This window comes from Pseudoalteromonas sp. CST2, from assembly GCF_028599385.1.
Taxonomy (GTDB): Bacteria; Pseudomonadota; Gammaproteobacteria; order Enterobacterales; family Alteromonadaceae; genus Pseudoalteromonas; species Pseudoalteromonas atlantica.
The window spans coordinates 407,447-428,416 of sequence record NZ_JAQREO010000003.1; the positions used below are offsets into that span (position 1 = coordinate 407,447).

The window sequence follows — 20,970 nt, forward strand, 5'->3', positions numbered from 1 at the left end:
ACAATGAAACTATACAGCTACTTTCGCTCATCTGCCGCATACCGTGTACGCATAGCACTTAATTTAAAAGGCATTGAGCATGATATGCAATTCGTTAATTTACTTAAATCTGAACAGCTAGCGCAGCCTTACTTAGATAAAAATGTGCAAGGTTTACTTCCTGCTCTTGAAACGGACGAAGGCGTATTAGCGCAATCACTGGCTATTTTAGAGTGGTTAGATGAAAGCTATCCGCAAACGCCGTTAATTTATGGCACTGCATGGCAAAAAGCGCAAATTCGTAATATTAGCTATGCAGTGGCATGTGATATTCACCCAGTAAATAATTTACGAGTGCTAAAGTATTTAAGCAACGAATTGGAGGTAGACGAGCAAGCTAAAGCCGCCTGGTATAGGCATTGGGTAGAGCTTGGATTTGAAAAAATTGAATTGATGCTAAGTGAAAACAATGAGTTTTGCGTAGGCAATACACCCACTCTCGCTGATATATGCTTAGTGCCACAGGTATTTAATGCGTTGCGTTTTAATGTAGATATGGCTGCGTATCCAAAAATTGCAGCCATTTATGCACGTTGTAATGCATTACCCGCTTTTAGTGACGCCGCGCCGCAAAATCAGCGCGATGCAGTTTAACTTTTTAATGCGCAGTGAATAACACTCACGTGCTCTATTAAATCAAGGCCCAGTTCGGTTAAATAGCCGCCATCTGGGCTGTCTATCACGCCTTTATCAAACAACCTTTGTGCCGCGCTTAATAAATTTGGTTCAGCATCCGAATGTAACTTGATCCCTTGCATTTTGCTCTCACGTGGAAATTTAGCTAATAACGTAAATTCATCTATCATTGTTTGATTAAATTGCATGTGTTCACCTTTTTATAATTGTGTGTTTAAGTCAGTGTTGTTTAACGCTATTACTTACCCTAGCATGTTTTTTAATCGTGTGTACTATTTTTAAACTATCAAAATTCGAGGTCGCTCATGCGCCATATTATGGTTTTATTTATTTTTTTAATAGCGTTCACTTTAGCCCCTAGCAGTTATGCAAAAACAGTCAAAACGCATTCTATTATTGACGCTAATGAGATTATTAATAATGGTGATATTTGTTGGTACGACAACAAACGTTATAGTGAAGGCGCGCTGGTGCAAGTACATACTTTTACCTTAGTGTGCGCAGCTAATAACCCACAGCATAATAACAGTGAGCTAATTTGGCTAAAATTAGATAAAAAAGGCAATATTGTTTATCCCACAAAGCCTAAAACCATTACTGTCAATTAGCGCTAAAACAGGATTTACGCTACAATGCGCACAGTTTAAATAAGTAGTATGGCTATGGATAATCAACCAAAAAATCCTCTTCATGGGGTAACGTTAGAACAAATTTTAGTAGAGCTTGAGCAGCGCTTAGGGTTTAAAGCCATGGGCGAGCAAGTAAACATTAAATGTTTTACCGACTCACCGAGTATTAAATCAAGCTTAAAATTTTTACGTAAAACCCCTTGGGCACGCGATAAAGTTGAAGCTCTCTACTTACATACGTTAAGTAACAAGCCGCTGCGTAAACCCAAAAGCGCTCAGCGCCCTAAACCTGCCAGCCAAAGCGACAGCAGTGGGTTTGTTTGGCCAAGCATTAAAAAGTAACACACAAAAATGCACGTTAAATACGTGCATTTTGTATTTTATAACTCCTTACTAATTACATTTAACGAGGCGGGGTCAACTGTAATAGTAAGCGTATCCGCTGTTTTAATTTCACCATCGAGTACATACTTAATTTCTTCGTCTGCGGTTATCGTTACTTTTTTAGCGTTGGTATGATGCGAGCTAATTGCTAAATGCGTTTGTGTAATACTACTAAACATAAGTTCAGCAATGCTTAACACGCGAGTGGTGTTTTCATCACTAGGTAGCAGCCAATTAATGTCTAATAGGCCATCTTCGTGATCGGGCTGACCACCTCCTTGGGCTAATAACGTAGTAAATGGCGCAGCATTAGCCACAATAAAACTATTTGTATTTACTTCCTGCGTTTGATTATCATCAAGAGTGACATAAAGGGTTTGCGCTTTTTGCTCACTAAATGCCTGAAAAAAACCACTTAAATAGGCAAGCTGACCCGATTCGTTTTTTGAGTCTCTATCTGCTTTTTCTACCATTGATTGCTCATAACCAATCCCAGCTAACAACAGCATAAGCTCGTCATTACAATAGGCCGTATCAATTGTTTGGGTTTGCCCATCAATAATAAGATCGCAGGCCTGCTCAACAGGAATGATTTTAGAGCTAATCCCCATAAGCACATGCGCTAATGCATTGGCTGTGCCCATTGGGATAATACCCAGCTTGCACTGAGTGTTTACCAACACACTTGCTACTTCTGTCACGGTTCCATCGCCGCCACAGGCAATTATTATATCTGGCTTATCTTTAATGGCTTGTTTAGCAAGCTCAATACCGTCTATTTCTTTGGTGGTGGTTAATACTTCTAAATCATAATACGCCGACAACCTAGCCACTATTAAATGCTCTTTGTCTTGCCACATTTTGGTACCCGACACAGGGTTTGCAATAATAACGGCTTTGTTTTTAATAACTAGCTCGCCCTTTTTATGTCGCTTTGCTAAATGACGAAGCTGATGCTTATTAAGATTTGCGGTTTCGCGGGTTTCTTTTATTTGCGCGAGCACTTGGTGAACATCGGCGTTTTTATCTTGGCTCAGTAAATACGCTGCCATAACAAATACCGAACGCCCTCTGCCCAGTGCACAGTGAACTACCACGCGGCGGTCTTCTTTAATATGATGATGTATCCAGTTAATGGCTTGGTTTAATTGCGAATGGGTAGGCACACTATGATCAAGCACCGGAATATTTAAATAGCTAATATTTTCTTGTGTAGAACTCCATTCTAAGCCATCAAACTCACACGTTACATCTAATATTGCCGTTATGCCGTTTTCTTTTAACGTATCTATATCAGAGGGGAACAATCGGCATGCTAAAAATAAATGGTCGTTAATTTTTTGAATGGGAGGGACTTTATCGTGCTTGCGAGAATACGCATTGTAAATTTGAACACCCAGTAAAAAAGGCACAAATGCCCAGCGAATATAAAATGGGATGACACCATTTTCACGCTTTCTAAAAATTTTCGCCAAATTAAAAATGTAAGCACCACTGACAAGAATTAACGACAATGCACTCCAGTAAAATACCACTGCAAAATATACCGAGTTAACCTCCCACCCTATAAATATAAAAATTAACGCTAAAATTAAATAACTCGTTGCAGCCCACATATTTTCTCCTTTATTTTTACTGTTTTGGCACATTTTTTTACAGCTGTGTATAAGTGTAGTAGCAATTTACACGCCAACAAAAGTTGTTTTTTAGGAACAAAAACAACACTAAGTAACTGATATAAAATAAATAAAAGTAGCTAGCTTTAGCTGTATTCGCATATTAGGCGCTTTTTACACAGTAATCGGTCATTTTTTCTCACTACTCAAAGGTAACTGTTTATATTTAAAACTTGTTTCAATGTGTACAGCAGCTAATATAAATGTCAGCTTAAAAGTTTTCGCATCCAATCACTCTTTTCACACGTTTATTGAGAGTGTGTTTATCTTTATTGGTTAAATTTATAACAGCCTGTTTAATCTCTATTTCAAAGCGATTAAGCTGCGCTCAAATAAAACAATTTTTAATTCACGAAGCCCAACACACCTCGGTAATAATAAAAACAACAGGAACCTTATGGAAAACGACAATTTACTTCCTCTTTTGTGTAAAACAGCACAGGGTAACAAAGCCGCGTTTGCTGATTTGTATCAGCAAACAAGCGCAAAGCTTTTTGCGATTAGTTTAAATATGCTGTCAAACCGCGCGCACGCAGAAGAAGTACTGCAAGAGGCATTTATAAAAATTTGGCATAACGCGTCAGAGTACAACTCATCTAAAGGCACAGTTATTAGCTGGATGATAAGCATTGTGAGATACCGCAGCTTAGATGCATTGCGTTATCACAAGGTAAGAAAAGAGCAGGCAATGGGTGATGATGAATACGATGAACAAGCAGTCGATGTTAGTTACGACGAACAAACCAAACTTGTTAATTGTATTGAGCAACTTGATCCCCAACAAAAACAAGCCATTCATTTAGCCTATTACAAAGGGCTAAGCCATGGTGAGTTAGTCAATCACATAGAAACGCCCTTAGGCACAGTTAAAAGCTGGATCAGGCGTGGTTTGCAGCAGTTGCAGAGGTGTTTAACATTATGAATTATAATAAACCAGAATTACTTGATGCTTTAGCAGGGCAGTATGTATTAGGTACTTTAAAAGGCCTGGCACGAAAACGTTTTCAACGCTTAATGCTCAGCTTACCGCAAGCCCGAGAAGCCACTATAATGTGGGAGCAAAATTTAAATGATTTAGCCAGTGCAATTACGCCTCAAACACCCAGCGCGCAAGTGTGGCAGAATATTTTAAATACATTAGAACACACCAACCAACCCGTTAAAACGGTGATCAAACCAGCTACATCGCTATGGCGCAATTGGTCATTTATAGCCACAGCTGCCTGTATTATCTTAGCATTTTTGGTTATTCAGCCCACAACTCAGCCCCAATACAGCCAACAAATTGCTTTAGTACAAAATCAAGATAAGCAATCACTGTGGTTTATTAACGTAGATGAGCAAACATTATCGGTTAAAGCCAGTGATAAACTCGTTGCGCAAACCGATAAAGACTACGAGCTGTGGATGATTTTAAAAGGGCAAGACACGCCAATTTCGTTGGGTCTACTGCCTAAAAACGGTGAAAAACAGTTACTCAAAGGCACGCGCTTTAAGGCACAAGACATTGCCCTACTCGCTGTTAGCTTAGAGCCTTTAGGTGGCTCGCCAAACGGCCTACCAACACAAGTACTGTACACGACAGATTTAGTTATTTTATAACTAAATAAACGCGACTGGTTGGTCAAACTTTGTTTGGCCAACCTTTTTATTTACCTTGGGTAACCATTAATATTTGATTAAACTAAAGTAGGCTTAATCGCAGTGCGATGCTTATCATATTGTGTGCTCAATACCTGCTGCGTTATTTTAATTTCATACACCCCCTGTAATAAGTATAAAACCAAACCGCTTCAGCCTCTTTATCACTCTCTTATCACTTCCTTATCTAAATGCAAAACAGCCTGCTGAAAATTTAATCTTGAACGTTAAACACCCCTTTATTAACAATAATAAAAAAACATTTAACTTTTTTGCATCCATTGTGCTTTTTGCTTCGTTATTAGTTATGACTCCAATCAAAACTAAAGGAAAAAGTCATGAAAGCTTTAACTCCATCTATACTCGCAGTAGTAGTATGCAGTACCTTAGTAAGCACCTCTAGCGAGGCATCAAGTCATCGTGAAGCGCCGAACATTAGCCGCTTTCCAACCTTAGACTCTACCGACTTTTACGTATTTAATAGTTATGAAGCAGGCAGAGACGACTACGTTACATTTATTGCCAATTATATTCCTCTACAAGATGCCTACGGCGGCCCTAACTACTTTGCTATGGACCCAGATGCAACCTACAGTATTCATATTGATAACGACGGTGATGCAGTTGAGGATATTACCTTTGCTTTTAATTTTACCAGTATGCTGCCAAACGATAATCAAGGCGTGCAATTAACCGTTGGCCCAGAAGATAATCAGCGTACTGTATCTGTACCTCTTAAAAACGTTGGTGGTGTAGCAGCAGGTGATGATAGCGCCGCTAATTTTAGCGAGTCATACACACTCAGCATGATAAGCGGTCCACAACGCACGGGTACCAGTACAGCATTAAGTAATACCACCACCAGTTCAACCACGTTTAATAAACCGCTTGATTATATTGGTGACAAAACATTTGGTTCAATGGCTGATTACCAAACCTATGCAGATCAGTTTGTTTATCAAGTTTCGGTACCAGGCTGTGACAGTATGGCCAAAGTATTTGTTGGTCAGCGCAAAGACCCATTTGTCGTTAACTTAGGTAAAACATTCGATTTAGTAAATTACGTTCCCGTTGAAGGTGATAGTGCGCCAGGTGCTGGGGATGGCGGTGGTTTCCCTGGAGGGATTACACAAAGCAGTGAGAATGACGACCTCGTAGATAAAAACGTCACCTCAATTGCAGTTGAAATGCCTAAAAGCTGTATTGTAGGTGAAGGCAACGGCGTAATTGGTTCATGGACAACAGCAAGCCTACCTCAAGCACGCATTTTAAACCCTAACGCTAAATTTGCAGATAACGCGGTAAATGGCGGTGCATTAACGCAGGTTTCACGCTTAGGTAATCCATTAGTTAATGAGCTAGTTATTGGTATTAAAGACAAAGATACCTTCTCAACGGCTCACCCTAAAGACGATGCACAGTTTTTAGATTACGTTTCGCACCCGTCTTTACCAGAGCTGTTAAATATTTTATTTAAAGATGCAGTAAATACCACACTTGGCGCTAATTTAGAAACTCTTGCTCCAACTAACTTTCCACGTACTGATTTAATCACCGCATTTTTAACTGGTTTTGCAGGGGTAAACCAACAAGCCACCGTAACGCCATCAGAAATGCTACGTTTAAATACTGCAATTGCAGCGACAGCACAAACTGATCAGTCTGCATTTGGTGTAGCCGGTGATGATTTAGCAGGTTTTCCAAACGGGCGCCGTCCAGGTGACGATGTCGTTGATATTGCACTTCGCGTGGTAATGGGGCGTTTATGTCACCCTATTCCTGTAAATGGTGAAGACACCGACTTAGGTCTATGTACACCAGAGGATGCTGATGTAGGTACAGTACCATTCACTGATGGTGCTCCAGTTGATGCGAGCATGATGGATGCCACTTTCCCATACTTAGCCACCCCACTTGCAGGCTCTAAATAAGGAGTAACGTATGCGTAATTTAAACCTTACCCATAGCAGTATATTGTTATGCGCTTTGGCACTAGGCGCGTGTAGCAGTGATGATGATAACAAACAGCCAACACCGGTTGTAAATTCTGCGCCCAATGCTAGTGATGCAATGTTAATTACACAAACAGAAGTTGAAATTAACGACATGTTAGTGGCCACCGATGCTGATGGCGATACATTAACATACACATTAACTTCGCAGCCGACATTAGGTAACGCTGTAGTAAATAGCGATGGCAGCTTTACCTATACCCCAAACAAAGAAGCAACCGGTAGCGACAGCTTTATGTTTGGTGTATCAGACGGTGTTAACCAGCAAGTGACTGCAGCGGTAAATATAACCATTGAAGCACTGCAAGTGGACTTTGCACAATTTGCAAGCGATGCATTTAACCAAAGCCCCACTGCGCAACCGCTATCTACCAACGGACGTGTCTTTATCAATACAGACACAGACGTAAGCGGTATTTCATCGGGCGCTTCTGGTAACTAACTCAGTAAGTAAATTAAGCTGATGGCCATGGATGGCTTTTTTAAGAGGATAAAACAATGCGCAGTCATTATAAAAAAATGCTCTTTGTTTTTTGCGCTGCACTGTGTGTAAATAACGTGCTTGCAAAACCAATTACCCCAAAAGATAACGCAATTATTGCCTCAAGCAATGCAACATTAAGTGCTAATTTAACCCTTGAGCGACTCACTGCGCTGGTGCTAAATAGCCAATACATAGGCCAAACAGAGCGTTATCAAGGTGTATTAAAAAAACGCTTAAAAAACCTATATACCGCTTCTGCAACTGCACAAAGCGGTTATTTATATGCACGGGTACTTCAAAAGGAGCATGCGTTTTCGCGTGCCATAGACGTTGCTAATAACGTATTAAAAACCCAGCCAGATCATGTAAACACCCATTTATTACTCGCTAATATGTTGATGACACAAGGCAAATTTGAACAAGCTAAGCGCCATTGCGTGGCATTAATTGGTAACACCAGCCTATTAACGGCCAGCACGTGTGTGCTAGATGTACAAAGCCAACAGGGCAAACTTAGTGAAAGTTATCACGCGTTAGTTAAGCTTACGCAAAACAAAAACAGCAGCTTAGCGACAAAACATGTGCTCAGCGAAATGGCGTTTAGACTCAATAAATTCACCCGTGCGCAGCAGCATATAAATAATATTGATTTAAACACAGCCCCGGTGAGCCTCATTGTGCTGTGGGCCGATATTCAACTGCAGCAAAACAACCCTGAAAAAGTGCTTAATACACTCGGTAAACTTGCCAATAGCCACTCATCGCTTGAAGACGCTATTTTGCTCAAGTTAGCCATAGCTGAAAAACGCAGTAATATGCACACTAATACGGTGTGGCAACCGCTCATGCAACAGCGCGTAAAATTACGTGAACAACGCCAAGATACCTTCCATGCCAACGACTTAGCTAACTACTATATTCATGTACAAGCAAACCAAGCCAAGGCACAATACTGGGCAAATATAAATTGGCAGCAAGCAAAAATGAGTACAGATAAACACTTACTAAGCCAAGCAAATACGATGGTTAGGGATTCTTTATGAGTAAAATAAACGCGTTATTTGTTTTATTTATAGTTGCGGTATTTGCCAACTTTAGTGTGCAAGCACATCAGTTGAGCACAAGCTATATTTCACTGGATAATACCGACAACGAAAAACAATATACAGGCACCTGGCAAATAAATATTAGCGATTTAGAACAGCACATTGCGCTTGATGTTAACCAAGACACACAAATAAGCTGGGGCGAATTAAAATCACAAAAATCAGCTATTAATCGCTATGCCCAAAATACTCTATTGGTTTTACAAAATGAGCAAACTTGCCTATTAACAATCACCGATAACTACCAATTAGATAATCATTTTAATGAAGCATATTTAGTGTTACCGCTAGTTTTTAGCTGTAACACTGATGCAGATGTAACGTTAACGTACCGCGCTTTTTTTAACCAAGACGCAAACCACAAAGTTATTGTAAATGTAAATCAGGTTTCGCGGGTTTTCACTATAGATGAGCAACAACACACTTTTACCACTGGGCAATCGAGTTATTTAACGACTTTTAACCAATATGTTTATCAAGGCGTGTTACATATTTGGATTGGTATTGACCATATTTTATTTTTAATTGCACTACTTTTAACCTGCGTTTTAACACGCAATGATAGTCACTGGCAGGCAATAGCAAGTAAAAAGCACATTATTAAGCACACTGCGTGGATCGTGACTGCGTTTACCCTTGCGCATTCACTTACCCTTACTGCTACGGCTCTTAATCTTGTTTCGCCAAGTAGCCGCTGGGTAGAGCTAGGTATTGCAATCTCGGTATTATTTGCGGCTGTAAACAATGTATGGCCGGTTATATTACGCCTTGGCTGGCTTACTTTTGCGTTTGGTTTGTTACATGGAATGGGCTTTGCCAGTGTACTTGGTGAGCTTGGGCTCTCGAGCGATTATCAATTGCTCAGCATTTTAGCGTTTAACTTAGGCGTAGAGCTTGGGCAGCTGAGTATACTGTGTATTGCACTACCGGTGTTACTAACCATGCGCAATAAACCTATTTACATAAAATGGGTGATGCCAATTGGCTCCCTTGCTATCGCTGCAATGGCACTATTGTGGTGCATAGAGCGTATTTAGCATTAAAAAAGCGAGCCTTTTGACTCGCTTTTTAGTTTTCTATTACTTGGTTTTATCAAACGGCATGAGCAAGGTTTTCATCGCAGGCCTTAGCGCGATTAACACCGTTTCTTCGGTGAGCTCAGGGTAGAGCATCTTACGAAGCAGTAACCCCGCCATCATCGAAAAAATAACGTTAATGCGGCTTTCAAGTTCGTGTTCATCAGTGTCTTTAAGTGCACTACGTTCACTGGTGAGCAATTGACGCATGCGCCCCCGTGCTTGAGTATCCATATCTCGTAAAAGCGAGGCCACTTTACTATTGCGACCCGCTTCCGCCATCATGTCTAAATCAACCACACAGGCACCGGTATCCATATGCCTTTGTACACCAATGTTTAAGCCATCTATAAGCGCTTGCAGAACATCACCTGGGTGATCTTCAAACTCCTGAAAGATAGAAAACATTTCTTCCATGTCTTTAGCAATAATACTTTCAATTATTGCCTCTTTGCTTTCAAAGTAGTTATATATATGCCCAGCGCTCATGCCTGCAGTACGGGATATTTCGGCCATGCCTGCGCCATGGTATCCCTTGCGTTTAAAACACTCTGAGGCAGCACTAAGCACCTGCTCTCGCCTAGCTTGTGCTAATGCTGGGTCTATATGCCTTTTAGCTTTCGTGCTCATAACCCTACTCCGGTATTAAGCGTATACTTAATACAGCGTAAGCTCATTGCATAGCTTAACTTAACAACACCTTTCATTTACTGCTCTTGCACAGGTGTTTTAGCTATATTCCAGCCGCCACCTAAAGCTTTATACAAATTAATTTGGCTGGCAAGGTAAGCCTGCTGACCTGTTATTAACTGCTGTTGAGCCGAGTACCACGTACGCTGTGCATCAAGTACCTGTAGGTAGCTATCAGCGCCTTTTTCGTAACGCATTTTTGATAAATCGTACGTTAGCTGACGCGAACTAATTAGCATATCGAGGGCATCAAGTTGCTCTTTGTAGCCTTCTCTATCTGCTAATGCATCGGCAGTTTCACGAAACGCATTTTGAATTTTTTGCTGGTACGTCGCCACCGCAATTTCTTGTTCGGCCTTTGCCACATCAAGGTTTGCCTGGTTACGTCCCATAGTAAAAATTGGTAAGTTGATTGACGGTACAAAGCTCCACGTCCCTGAGCCTGAATCAAACAAGCCACTTAAATCGCTAGACGTACTGCCCGCAGTCGCGGTTAAGCTAATGCTTGGGTAAAACGCCGCACGCGCTATACCTATATTCGCGTTAGCGGCTAATAAAGCGTGCTCAGCGGCTTTAATATCAGGGCGCTGCGTTAATAAATCAGAGGGTAAACCAACAGGTACTTCTGGTAAATCCAGTAAATTAGTTAACGAGTTAGTCGGTAATAAATCACTCGATACAGGACGCCCTACCAGTAAATCTAACGCGCTTTTATCACGCTTTAACAAGCGTTTATATGTTGCTATATCTACTTTTGCAGTGGCAACCGTACTTTTAAGCTGCTCAAGCGTAATTGCCGATGTAGCGCCTAAATCAAAGCTTTTTTGCGTAAGCGAGAGCGACTCCTGCTGCGAGCTTAATGTTTCTTTAGCAAGCTCTAATAGCTGTAAGTCAGTTGCGTAGTTTAACCAAGCATTGGCAAGCTCAGCAATGAGTGAAATTTGCGTGCTGTATTGCGTAAGCTCAGTGTTATAGAGGTTTTGCAGGGCTTGCTCAGACTGGTTACGTACCTTACCCCAAATATCTAATTCATAAGAGGTAATACCAACCGTTGCGCTGTATTGTGAGCTAATACCTGCTTCACCCGTACTGGTTAAATCAGCCGGTAAACGTTGGCGCGTAGCCCCACCATTAAAATCTAATGAAGGGTATAAACCCGAATCTTCAATTTGATATAAACCTCGTACACGCTGCACATTTAATACCGCGATTTGCATATCTTTATTATGCTCAAGGCTTAAGCTAATCAAGGTTTGCAATTTTTCATCATTAAAAAATTGCTGCCAATGTAACTGCTGCGCTGCTGCTTGCTCAGTGTCAGATACATAAGTATCTGGCACTGGTAAAGCAAGGTCTTGTTGCTCAGGGGCTAGTTGGCAGCCACTTAAAACAACTAATGTAATTGCGCTTAAAGTGAAGCGTTTAATGCTCATTGTGCGCTCTCCTTTTTATCGTCGCTGTTTTTCATTGGAAATACACGACGAACTAAAACAAAGAATAACGGCACAAATACCACCACTAAAATAGAAGAGGCAAGCGTACCACCTATAATCGAAATACCCAGTGCATTTTGCGCACCTGAACCGGCACTTGAGGCAATAGCAAGCGGTATAACACCACAAATAAAGGCCATTGAGGTCATTAATATTGGACGTAAGCGTAAGCGTACTGCTGCAATAGCCGCATCGACCAACCCTAAGCCTTCTTGCATTTTATGAATCGCAAATTCTACGATTAATATTGCATTTTTAGAGGCTAATCCTATGGTGGTTAATAAACCTACCTGAAGATAAATATCGTTAGATAAACCTGCCATTACCGCGGCAACCGTCGCACCAAATATACCTAATGGCACAATAAGCATAACCGCAAACGGTACAGACCAGCTTTCATAAAGCGCTGCTAAACATAAAAATACAAACAATAGCGATAAACCGTAAAGTAACGGTGCTTGGCCACTGCTAGAGCGCTCTTGAAACGAAATACCCGTCCACTCAGAGGCAATTCCATTAGGAAGTTGTTTAACTAAGCGCTCCATTTCATCCATTGCTTGACCAGTACTGTAACCTGGTGCAGCAGTACCTTGAATTTCCATTGCTGAAAAGCCGTTATAACGCTCAAGACGTGGTGAACCATAGGTCCAATACGAACTTGCAAAGGCTGAAAATGGCACCATATCGCCGCTGTCATTACGTACATACCACTTGTTTAAATCCTCTGGCACCATACGTCCTTGCGCTTCACCTTGTAGGTAGACCTTTTTAACGCGGCCACGGTCAATAAAGTCATTAACGTAACTACTACCCCACGCAGTTGATAGCGTGCTGTTAATATCTGCCTGAGACACTCCGAGTGCTTGTGCTTTAGCAAGGTCAACATCAAGTTGCAGCTCGGGCATATCTTCTTGTCCGTTAGGGCGTACACCCGCCAAAATTGGGCTTTGACTCGCTAAACCAAGTAATTGATTACGCGCTGCTAATAAAGCATCGTGGCCAAGTCCAACCCTGTCTTGTAAGAAAATATTAAAACCATTTGCAGTACCTAGCTCAACAATGGCTGGCGGCGGGAAAGCAAACACAAACGCTTCTTTAATCGTTGAGAAATAGCCCATTGCTTTACCTGCCACACCTTGCACAGATAAATCATCACGTTCGCGCTCATCCCAATGCTTAAAGTTTACAAACCCTATTGCTGAGTTTTGACCAGAACCTGCAAAGCTAAATCCGGTTACCGTAAAAATACCGTTAACAGCTTCAGATTGATCGTTTAAATAGTGGTTTTCTACTTTTTTAACCACTTCTAATGTTTCTTCGGTAGTTGAGCCTGCAGGCAGTGAAACCTGGTTAAACAAAATACCTTGGTCTTCATCAGGTAAAAACGCTGTAGGTAGGCTTGAAAAGATATACACCATGCCCGCAACAATAAGGCCATAACATAAAAGGTAGCGCTTAGATAAGCGGATCATACGGCTTACAAAACTTTGCGCGCCGGCATTTGTTTTATCAAACCCGCGGTTAAAGCCACTGAAAAAACGGCCAAACAACGAGCTATTATCATGCACGTGGCTAGGCTTTAAAAGCGTGGCACACAATGCAGGTGTTAAAATAAGTGCTACTAATACCGAGAGCCCCATTGCTGATACCAGCGTAATAGAAAACTGACGATAAATAACACCGGTAGAGCCACTAAAGAACGCCATCGGAATAAATACAGCCGACAGCACCATGGCAATACCTACTAGTGCGCCTTTAATTTCATCCATCGATTTACGTGTTGCTTCAAGCGCAGAGAGTTTTTCTTCACTCATTACACGCTCAACGTTTTCTACTACAACAATCGCATCATCAACCAGTAGACCTATGGCAAGTACCATCGCAAACATGGTTAATGTATTTATTGAATAGCCAAACGCGTACAAAATACCAAAAGTACCTAACAACACCACAGGTACAGCTATAGTTGGAATAAGCGTAGCGCGGAAGTTCTGTAAAAACAGATACATAACAACAAATACCAGCACGACCGCTTCTATTAACGTATGCACTACCTTTTCAATCGATAACGAAACAAACGGAGTAGTATCATAAGGAACAACAACATCTAAGCCTTCAGGAAAAAACGCTTTTAACTCTTCAATAGCAGCTTTTACACCTTCTGCGGTATCGAGTGCATTTGCCCCACTGGCAAGCTTAATACCTAAGCCCGATGCTGGTTGTCCATCGTAACGCGCTACAACACGATAGCTTTCACCACCAAGCTCTACACGGGCTACATCTTCAAGGCGTACAAACGAGCCATCGGCGTTTGCCTTAACTATAATGTCTTCAAACTCTTTTGCTGTTTGTAAACGGCTTTGTGCAGTAACGGTAGCATTAAGTTGCTGCCCTTCAACCGCAGGCATGCCGCCTAATTGCCCAGCAGACACTTGGGCGTTTTGAGCACTGATTGATGCACTAATATCAGCAGGGGTTAACTTGTAGTTTTGCAGCTTAGCTGGGTCTAACCAAATACGCATAGCATACTGAGAACCAAACAGCTGAACCTCACCTACCCCTTCAACACGCGAAACAATATCTTGAACATTAGATGACACATAATCACCAATATCGATATTCGTCATGCTGCCATCTTTTGATACAAAACCCAGTACCATTAAAAAGTTACGTGCAGACTTAGCCACCGATACACCTTGCCTTTGCACTTCTTCAGGTAGCAAAGGGGTGGCTGTGGCTAACTTGTTTTGCACTTGTACCTGTGCAATATCCGGGTCAGTTTCGGCGCTAAATGAAAGCGTAAGGGTTGCTGAACCACTCGACTCAGAAGTCGATGACATATATAGCAAACCATCAAGGCCTTTCATTTTTTGCTCAATAACTTGGGTAACCGTATCCTCTAGGGTACGTGCTGATGCGCCCGGGTATGTTGCAGTAATACTAATTGCCGGCGGGGCAATTGACGGGTACTGAGCTATTGGTAAACTTTGAATAGCTAAAACACCTGCAAGCATAACCACGATAGCAAGTACCCATGCAAAGATGGGTCTGTCGATAAAAAATCGTGACATTAAAACTCTCCGTTATTGCGCTTTGTCAGCTGTTGCTGATGGTGAAACTTCAGTCGGTGTTACCGGCGCTCCAGGGCGAATTTTTTGTAACCCTTCAATAATCACTTTATCGCCATCGCTTAGCCCGTCGGTTACTAACCAGTTTGAACCAATCGTTCTGTCTACTTTTAAAACGCGGCTTTCAACGGTGTTTTCTTTGCTAACAACCATGGCTGTTGGCTCGCCTTTTGTATTACGGCTAACCCCACGTTGCGGCACTAAAATAGCGTCTTGTTTTACGCCCTCAACTACAGAGGCACGTGCATACATACCCGGTAATAATAACTTATCAGGATTTGGGAATTTAGCGCGTAAGGTAACCGACCCTGTGCTTGGGTCTACTGTCACTTCAGAGAACTGTAACGTGCCTTTAAGTGGGTAAGTTGAGCCATCTTCCATTTGCAGTTCAACATCTGTTTGCGATTGTGAATCAACGCTCAATGAACCTGAAGAAATAGCTTTTTTAAGTTGAGTTAGCTCGTTGCTTGATTGGGTTAAATCAACATAAATAGGGTCAAGCTGGGTCACTGTTGCCAGTGCTGTTGTTTGATTAGCGCTAACAAGCGCACCAACAGTAACGCTCGATTTACTAATTTGGCCACTGATTGGAGAAGATACATGGCTGTAGTCTAGGTTAATTTGCGCCGATTTAAGCTGTGCTTTCGCCGTTAATAGCTCTGCTTGTGCTTGCTTTTGCGCTGCATCTGCTTCGTCAAAGTCTTGCTGACTTACGGCTTTAATTTTTAAAAGCTCGCTATAACGCGACGCTTTTGATTTAGTGCTGGCAATACTTGCCTCAGCGCGGGCAACAGCTGCTTCGCTTGCTGCTAGGTCAGCTTCAAACGTAGCGGGGTCAATTTGATAAAGCGCTTGGCCTTGCTTAACTTGAGCACCTTCTGTAAATAAACGCGATTGCACAATGCCACTTACTTGCGGGCGGATTTCTGCAATTTGAAAAGCACTAATGCGACCGGGAAGCTCCTTTTTTAGTGTAAGCGCTTGGCTTTTTAATGTAATTACACCAACAGGTACTGCTTGTGGAGCTGAAGCTTGTTGCGAGTCAGCTGCTTGGTCGCAACCTGTTAAAGCAACAGATCCAACGAGGGCTGTTAATACAAATAAAGCGATGCGAGAACGCTGCATGTTAAATACCTTTTAGTCTATTTATGTCTAGAGTGAACGATCATTCTAAAGTAAATCTAAACGAGAATAAATTAAAACGGGTGCAAATTTACACTAACTTACAGTTGCAAAATTAAACTACGCCATAGGTTGTAGAAGGTGTTAATTTGATGAAAAATAAAACGGATAAGTATGAAAAATAAACTTTATTGCGGTGCGTTATTTATTAACCTGCAACAAAAAAGCCAAGCTAAGCTTGGCTTTAATACAAATTTATAACTATTTACTTATACGAGACACCAATAATTGCTCTACCCTTATCCCCTCAACATCAACCACCTCAAATTTAAAGCCATTAAAGGTAAAGTGCTCAGCACGTTTAGGTATACGCTTCATTGTGTATATTAAAAAGCCAGCCACGGTTTCAAAGTGCATTTGATCGGGAAATTCTTCAATGTCTAATACTTTTGCTAAATCAGAAATCGGGGTTAAACCATCCACTAACCACGAGTGCTCATCGCGGGCAATAATAAGTTCATCGCCTTGGTGGGTAATTAAATCCCCCATAAACCCTTTCATTAAATCTTTTACGGTAACAATACCGACTAACAAGGCATATTCATTTACTACCACAGCAAACGGTTTTGCAGCACTTTTAAATGCATTTAGCGCCTCAGACAGGCTTAGGGTTTCTGGTAAATAAAACACGTCTGTTTCAATCAGCTCTTGCTTAATATTAGCTGGCTCACCTTTTAGTACTTGTCGTAGTATATCTTTTGACTCAACAGAGCCGCGTAATTTATCTAAATTACCCGAGACCACTAAAAAATGATTATGGGGGTTTTCAATAATTTTGGTGGCTATATCGTGGCTGCTTTCATTTAAGTCAAAATAAACTATTTGGTCGCGTGGGGTCATTACACTTGATAAAAAGCGTGCTTCTAGTTCAAACACATTGCCAATTAGCTCATACTCTTGTTGTTGTAAGCTGCCGTATTCTGCGCCCGCATCCATCATCGCCACAATGTCTTCGGTGGTAACAATATCTTCTCGCTCTGCGGGTACTTTAAATAAACGCAGTACAAAATTAGTTAAACCATTAAAAAACATTACTAATGGCGTAAGTGCAAAAGTAACCCATCGCATTATTGTTACCACACGCAAAGCCACCGCTTCAGGCATGATCATCGCTAAACGCTTTGGCATTAAATCAGCAAATAATATAAACAGCGAGGTAATGGTAAAAAACGAAAATAAAAAGCTAATTTTTTCGAGGTGCACACCTTGATAAAAAAGCACCAAGATACTTTGTACATAAGGCGATAGCGCTTGTTCGCCCACTATTCCGCCTAAAATAGCAATCGCGTTTAAGGCAATTTGGATCATCGCAAAAAACGCCCCAGGGTTTTCTTGCAGTTTTAATACCGCGGCCGCGTTATCACTGCCTTCATCGGCCATTACCCGCAGTTTAATTTTACGCGATGCTGCAATAGCAATTTCCGACATGGCAAACAACGCACTGATCAAGATCAATAAGCTAATCCCGATTAAATCACCCATTTAACGCTCCAAAAGTTAGCGCTTTTTCAATAAAAAGCAGCTGATTATAGACGCTTTTTTAAACGCGGCAATTTATATTTATGCTTTTACAGGATTAATTAATAAGCCATTGAATTAGCGTTGTTTATTTTTCTTTTTTGCTTCATCGAATGCCAGCGCGAGTCTATCTTGTAGGCTTTGCGGCATGTTTTTATTACAGGCAAAGTAAAGGGGGGAGTGTTGTGTATTGAGCGTAAATATAGGCTCTAATAATTTAAGCTTTGGCTCAAACTGTGCGCGGTAGTTAAATTGTTTTTTACTTAAAATAACAAAGTCGAGAATATCGTGCCGAGTGCTTATTAATTTATCTATTTTGTCGAAGCTATCAATTATCAATAAGTTTTTAGCTTCACTAAAGCCACGCTCTAGCAAATAATGGTGGCTAAAATTATCCCTAAGCACCGCTGTTTTATATTTTTTAGCATCGTTAAGCGTTTTTAAGCGAATGTTACGTGATTTAAGGGCATAAATAGCAGAGTCAAAACTTTCAAGCTCAGCCACCCAGCTAAACTTATCTTCTCGCTTAGGTAACCTTACAATAGAAAATATACAGGTATTCGTATCTCTTAATACTGCGTTATAAGACACAGCCCAACTGTGCGCTAACATAGTGTATTTAATATCTGTATTGGCGAGCGCGTTTCTCACTTTATCTACAGAGCGCCCTGCAAGTTGGTTGTTTTCGTCAATGTATTGAAAATCGGGGAATACTTCGGTCACTATTGTAATTTCAGCTGCATTGAGCCTTATGCATGCAAAACACAACAAAAATAAGTACAGCTTCATTTAGCTTCGCCTCAAAACTAAAACAGATATACACCAACTATAGCCGAGGGTAACCGAACCGCTAGTTTTTAACCTAGCCCTATACGCTGATAGGACTAGATTTTTTAAAGACTAACTTGCTATTTATTCATTGCACTAATTAAGAACGCTGAAATTTTAGCGCCTTCACGTAATGTTGTTTCTGAACTTGCTTGGCCCACTAATGAGCTGTCGGTAAATGGCGCTATTTCCATCATGTCGGCGCCAGTAATTGGAAACTGATCGGCAATAGCTTGTAAAATATCCAGTGCATGTTGCGGGGTTAAGCCGTTATCTTCTGGTGTGCCCGTAGCTGAGGCAAATTCGGCATCGAGTGCATCTATGTCAAAGCTTACATACACTTCATCTACGTTATCGGCTTTAAGCTGCGCAATGGTTTCATCAGCAACCGCTTTTGCACCACGCTCTATTATTTCATTAGCCCAATGTTGTTTTACACCAAAGGTGCTTTCCCAGTGCGATTTAGGTTTACCGCTTGAGCGAATACCAAACTGGATTAAATGATGAGGTGCAGGTAAAAACTCTAATATATGCGTACACCACGAGCCAAAACATAAATCTATCCCTAAGCGCTCTACTAATAAATCGGTATGCGCATCAAAATGAATAATAGCGGTACGTTTGCCTTGCTCGCGCTTAGCTTTTAAATACGCTTTAGTTAGCGGGTAGCTGATTGAGTGATCGCCCCCAATGCCAAATATGCCTTTATCTTTAAATGTGGCGTAAAAGCTGTCACACACATCTTCGGTAATAGAAAGCGGGCTTACGTAGTAATCATCGTTTTTATCGCCGTATAGGGCTTTTTGGCAGTTTGAAATTGTGGCGTCGTTTAAGTATTTATCATGTAATAAATGCGGGATAACGCGTACATCACCTAAATCAAAAGAGCGGCACTGGGTTTGCTGATCAATCAAGGCTGAGCGTAAAAATAATGGCCCCCAGTTTGCGCCACGTAAAATACCGCCGCCACAATCTGAGCTAATACCTAACATAACCGCTTTGTGAGGAGATTCGGGTAATTGTGTTAAAGAATCGCGCCACAAAACATCAACATTTTCGCTTTGCCCATACAATTTATTACGTAATGCCGCTTTACGCTCTTTCGCGGTATTAACTGTAAATACACCATCGCCAGGTGCACATAAACAGTGCTCTACTTTACGTTTAAACGCGTCAAATTGTGTGCTCATAATAAATCCTATACTTGTGTGTTTTATTCATGTGGTTTTGATTAGTTATGCAAAAACTAAAATTATCGGCCTATTTGCAAATATCGCGCAATGCGCTCACTTATTGCTCAAGCATTATTTATGCGCTTATATAAAAGCCGTTAAAAAAAGCTAAAATAAAGCCGTAACTGTTTGTTATTAAATAACTAAAAACGCTTTAAACCACGTATTGATAAATTTAAGTTATCACCATAATCAATACATATAGACTCTCAATAAACAAGTCAACCACCCGCCTTTTAACGAACTTTAAGCCTTTGATTTAATATTCAATGTGAATGAATAAAGCCATCATTTATAAGTATTTTTCAACATCGGACATACGTCCTGTACTTAGTTTACATTTGCCGTAATGATGCTAGATTGACAACAAATTTTTATAAAAAGGCTTAGTTATGGAAAAGGTATTTCACTTAGGATTATGTATTGACGATTTAAAAGGGGCTGAGCTTGCTATTGTCCCTGGTGACCCAGATCGTGCTGCACGCATTTCTCAATTCCTAGACAACCCAACCTGCCTTGCTCAAACACGTGAGTTTCATGTTTATTTAGGCCAGTTAAATGGTCACTCTGTGGTGATTTGTTCAACCGGTATTGGCGGCCCTTCAACCTCTATTGCTGTAGAGGAGCTGGCACAGCTTGGCGTACGTACTTTCTTACGTATTGGTACTACTGGGGCAATTCAGCCACATATTAATGAAGGTGATATTTTAGTAAGCCAAGCGTCTGTGCGTTTAGATGGCGCAAGCCAACACTTTGCACCACTTAGCTACCCTGCGGTATCTGACTTTTTTGCGACTCAAGCTATGGTGCAAGCGTGTAAAAACCTAGATATCGACTTCCACATTGGTATTACTGCCTCAAGCGACACATTCTACCCAGGGCAAGAGCGTTACGATACGCATTCGGGTTATGTACCTAAGTCATTACAAGGTAGCTGTGAAGAGTGGCAAAACCTAGGCGTGATGAACTACGAAATGGAGTCTGCTACCTTATTTACCATGTGTGCAGCGCTAGGCCTTAAAGCGGCGTGTGTTGCCGGTGTATTGGTTAACCGTACTCGCCAAGAAATTCCAAACGTTGATCACGGTGAAATTGAGAAAAAATCAGTGGCTGTGGTATTAGAAGCTGCAAAAGTACTATTAGGCTAATGCCTTTTTAGCGCTTTAATAAAACGCATAAAGCACAGCAATTGCTGTGCTTTATTGTTTTTAGCTTA

The 20,970-nt window shown here is 41.1% G+C and carries 19 protein-coding genes; 10 read left to right on the forward strand and 9 right to left on the reverse strand.

The window, feature by feature from the left end; genetic code table 11:
- Positions 1-3 precede the first annotated feature (3 nt).
- On the forward strand, positions 4-633 hold the full coding sequence (maiA, locus tag PSH41_RS06620) for a maleylacetoacetate isomerase (protein ID WP_064386614.1): 630 nt from the start codon (positions 4-6) through the stop codon (positions 631-633).
- Here maiA and PSH41_RS06625 read toward each other — a convergent pair.
- Positions 630-863: a TIGR02647 family protein gene (locus PSH41_RS06625; protein ID WP_004588741.1), complete on the reverse strand. Its 234-nt coding sequence runs from the start codon at positions 861-863 to the stop codon at positions 630-632. The genes maiA and PSH41_RS06625 overlap by 4 nt on opposite strands.
- Before the next feature lie 117 nt (positions 864-980).
- On the opposite strand from PSH41_RS06625, the gene PSH41_RS06630 reads away from it, so the two are divergent.
- Together PSH41_RS06630 and PSH41_RS06635 are read left to right on the forward strand one after the other, a co-directional pair.
- Positions 981-1,283, forward strand: a complete 303-nt coding sequence (locus PSH41_RS06630; RefSeq protein ID WP_055253951.1) for a DUF1496 domain-containing protein — start codon at positions 981-983, stop codon at positions 1,281-1,283.
- 54 nt (positions 1,284-1,337) lie between these two features.
- Positions 1,338-1,646 (forward strand): VF530 family DNA-binding protein, encoded by a 309-nt coding sequence (locus PSH41_RS06635; RefSeq protein ID WP_004588743.1) that lies wholly within the window; start codon positions 1,338-1,340, stop codon positions 1,644-1,646.
- Between the two features lie 38 nt (positions 1,647-1,684).
- On the opposite strand, the gene PSH41_RS06640 is transcribed toward PSH41_RS06635, so the two are convergent.
- Positions 1,685-3,304 carry a diacylglycerol kinase family protein gene (locus tag PSH41_RS06640; protein WP_273588422.1) on the reverse strand — a complete coding sequence of 540 codons (1,620 nt, stop codon included), beginning with the start codon at positions 3,302-3,304 and terminating at the stop codon, positions 1,685-1,687.
- 457 nt (positions 3,305-3,761) lie between these two features.
- On the opposite strand from PSH41_RS06640, the gene PSH41_RS06645 reads away from it, so the two are divergent.
- The 6 genes from PSH41_RS06645 (at position 3,762) to PSH41_RS06670 (ending at position 9,644) form a co-directional block, all read left to right on the forward strand.
- Positions 3,762-4,286 (forward strand): sigma-70 family RNA polymerase sigma factor, encoded by a 525-nt coding sequence (locus tag PSH41_RS06645; RefSeq protein ID WP_024031922.1) that lies wholly within the window; start codon positions 3,762-3,764, stop codon positions 4,284-4,286.
- On the forward strand, positions 4,283-4,966 hold the full coding sequence (locus PSH41_RS06650) for an anti-sigma factor (protein ID WP_024031923.1): 684 nt from the start codon (positions 4,283-4,285) through the stop codon (positions 4,964-4,966). The genes PSH41_RS06645 and PSH41_RS06650 overlap by 4 nt, the downstream gene beginning before the upstream one ends.
- 377 nt (positions 4,967-5,343) lie before the next feature.
- On the forward strand, positions 5,344-6,936 hold the full coding sequence (locus PSH41_RS06655; protein ID WP_029771656.1) for a DUF4331 domain-containing protein: 1,593 nt from the start codon (positions 5,344-5,346) through the stop codon (positions 6,934-6,936).
- A gap of 10 nt (positions 6,937-6,946) precedes the next feature.
- Positions 6,947-7,459 (forward strand): Ig-like domain-containing protein, encoded by a 513-nt coding sequence (locus PSH41_RS06660; protein ID WP_054981834.1) that lies wholly within the window; start codon positions 6,947-6,949, stop codon positions 7,457-7,459.
- A 56-nt stretch (positions 7,460-7,515) separates the two neighbouring features.
- Positions 7,516-8,544, forward strand: a complete 1,029-nt coding sequence (locus tag PSH41_RS06665; protein ID WP_273588421.1) for a tetratricopeptide repeat protein — start codon at positions 7,516-7,518, stop codon at positions 8,542-8,544.
- Positions 8,541-9,644: a HupE/UreJ family protein gene (locus tag PSH41_RS06670; RefSeq protein ID WP_273588420.1), complete on the forward strand. Its 1,104-nt coding sequence runs from the start codon at positions 8,541-8,543 to the stop codon at positions 9,642-9,644. The genes PSH41_RS06665 and PSH41_RS06670 overlap by 4 nt, the downstream gene beginning before the upstream one ends.
- A 42-nt stretch (positions 9,645-9,686) precedes the next feature.
- Here PSH41_RS06670 and PSH41_RS06675 read toward each other — a convergent pair whose 3' ends face one another.
- From PSH41_RS06675 to PSH41_RS06705, 7 genes are all read right to left on the reverse strand, one after another.
- Positions 9,687-10,313: a TetR/AcrR family transcriptional regulator gene (locus PSH41_RS06675; RefSeq protein WP_273588419.1), complete on the reverse strand. Its 627-nt coding sequence runs from the start codon at positions 10,311-10,313 to the stop codon at positions 9,687-9,689.
- Between the two features lie 77 nt (positions 10,314-10,390).
- A complete protein-coding gene (locus PSH41_RS06680) occupies positions 10,391-11,806 on the reverse strand; it encodes an efflux transporter outer membrane subunit (protein WP_273588418.1) in 1,416 nt (471 codons plus the stop codon).
- On the reverse strand, positions 11,803-14,937 hold the full coding sequence (locus PSH41_RS06685; RefSeq protein WP_273588417.1) for an efflux RND transporter permease subunit: 3,135 nt from the start codon (positions 14,935-14,937) through the stop codon (positions 11,803-11,805). Before PSH41_RS06685 ends, PSH41_RS06680 begins: the two co-directional genes overlap by 4 nt.
- Positions 14,938-14,949: 12 nt before the next feature.
- Positions 14,950-16,119: an efflux RND transporter periplasmic adaptor subunit gene (locus PSH41_RS06690; RefSeq protein ID WP_273588416.1), complete on the reverse strand. Its 1,170-nt coding sequence runs from the start codon at positions 16,117-16,119 to the stop codon at positions 14,950-14,952.
- A 258-nt stretch (positions 16,120-16,377) separates the two neighbouring features.
- Positions 16,378-17,658, reverse strand: coding sequence for a hemolysin family protein (locus tag PSH41_RS06695; RefSeq protein ID WP_273588415.1), 1,281 nt, complete (start codon positions 17,656-17,658; stop codon positions 16,378-16,380).
- A 114-nt stretch (positions 17,659-17,772) separates the two neighbouring features.
- Positions 17,773-18,483 carry a substrate-binding periplasmic protein gene (locus tag PSH41_RS06700; RefSeq protein ID WP_273588414.1) on the reverse strand — a complete coding sequence of 237 codons (711 nt, stop codon included), beginning with the start codon at positions 18,481-18,483 and terminating at the stop codon, positions 17,773-17,775.
- Positions 18,484-18,602: 119 nt separating this feature from the next.
- Complete coding sequence (locus PSH41_RS06705) at positions 18,603-19,712, reverse strand: arginase family protein (protein WP_248443905.1); 1,110 nt, start codon at positions 19,710-19,712, stop codon at positions 18,603-18,605.
- Positions 19,713-20,146: 434 nt separating this feature from the next.
- Between PSH41_RS06705 and udp the strand changes: the two genes are divergently transcribed.
- A complete protein-coding gene (gene udp / locus PSH41_RS06710) occupies positions 20,147-20,902 on the forward strand; it encodes a uridine phosphorylase (RefSeq protein WP_004588758.1) in 756 nt (251 codons plus the stop codon).
- The last annotated feature ends 68 nt before the right edge of the window (positions 20,903-20,970 follow it).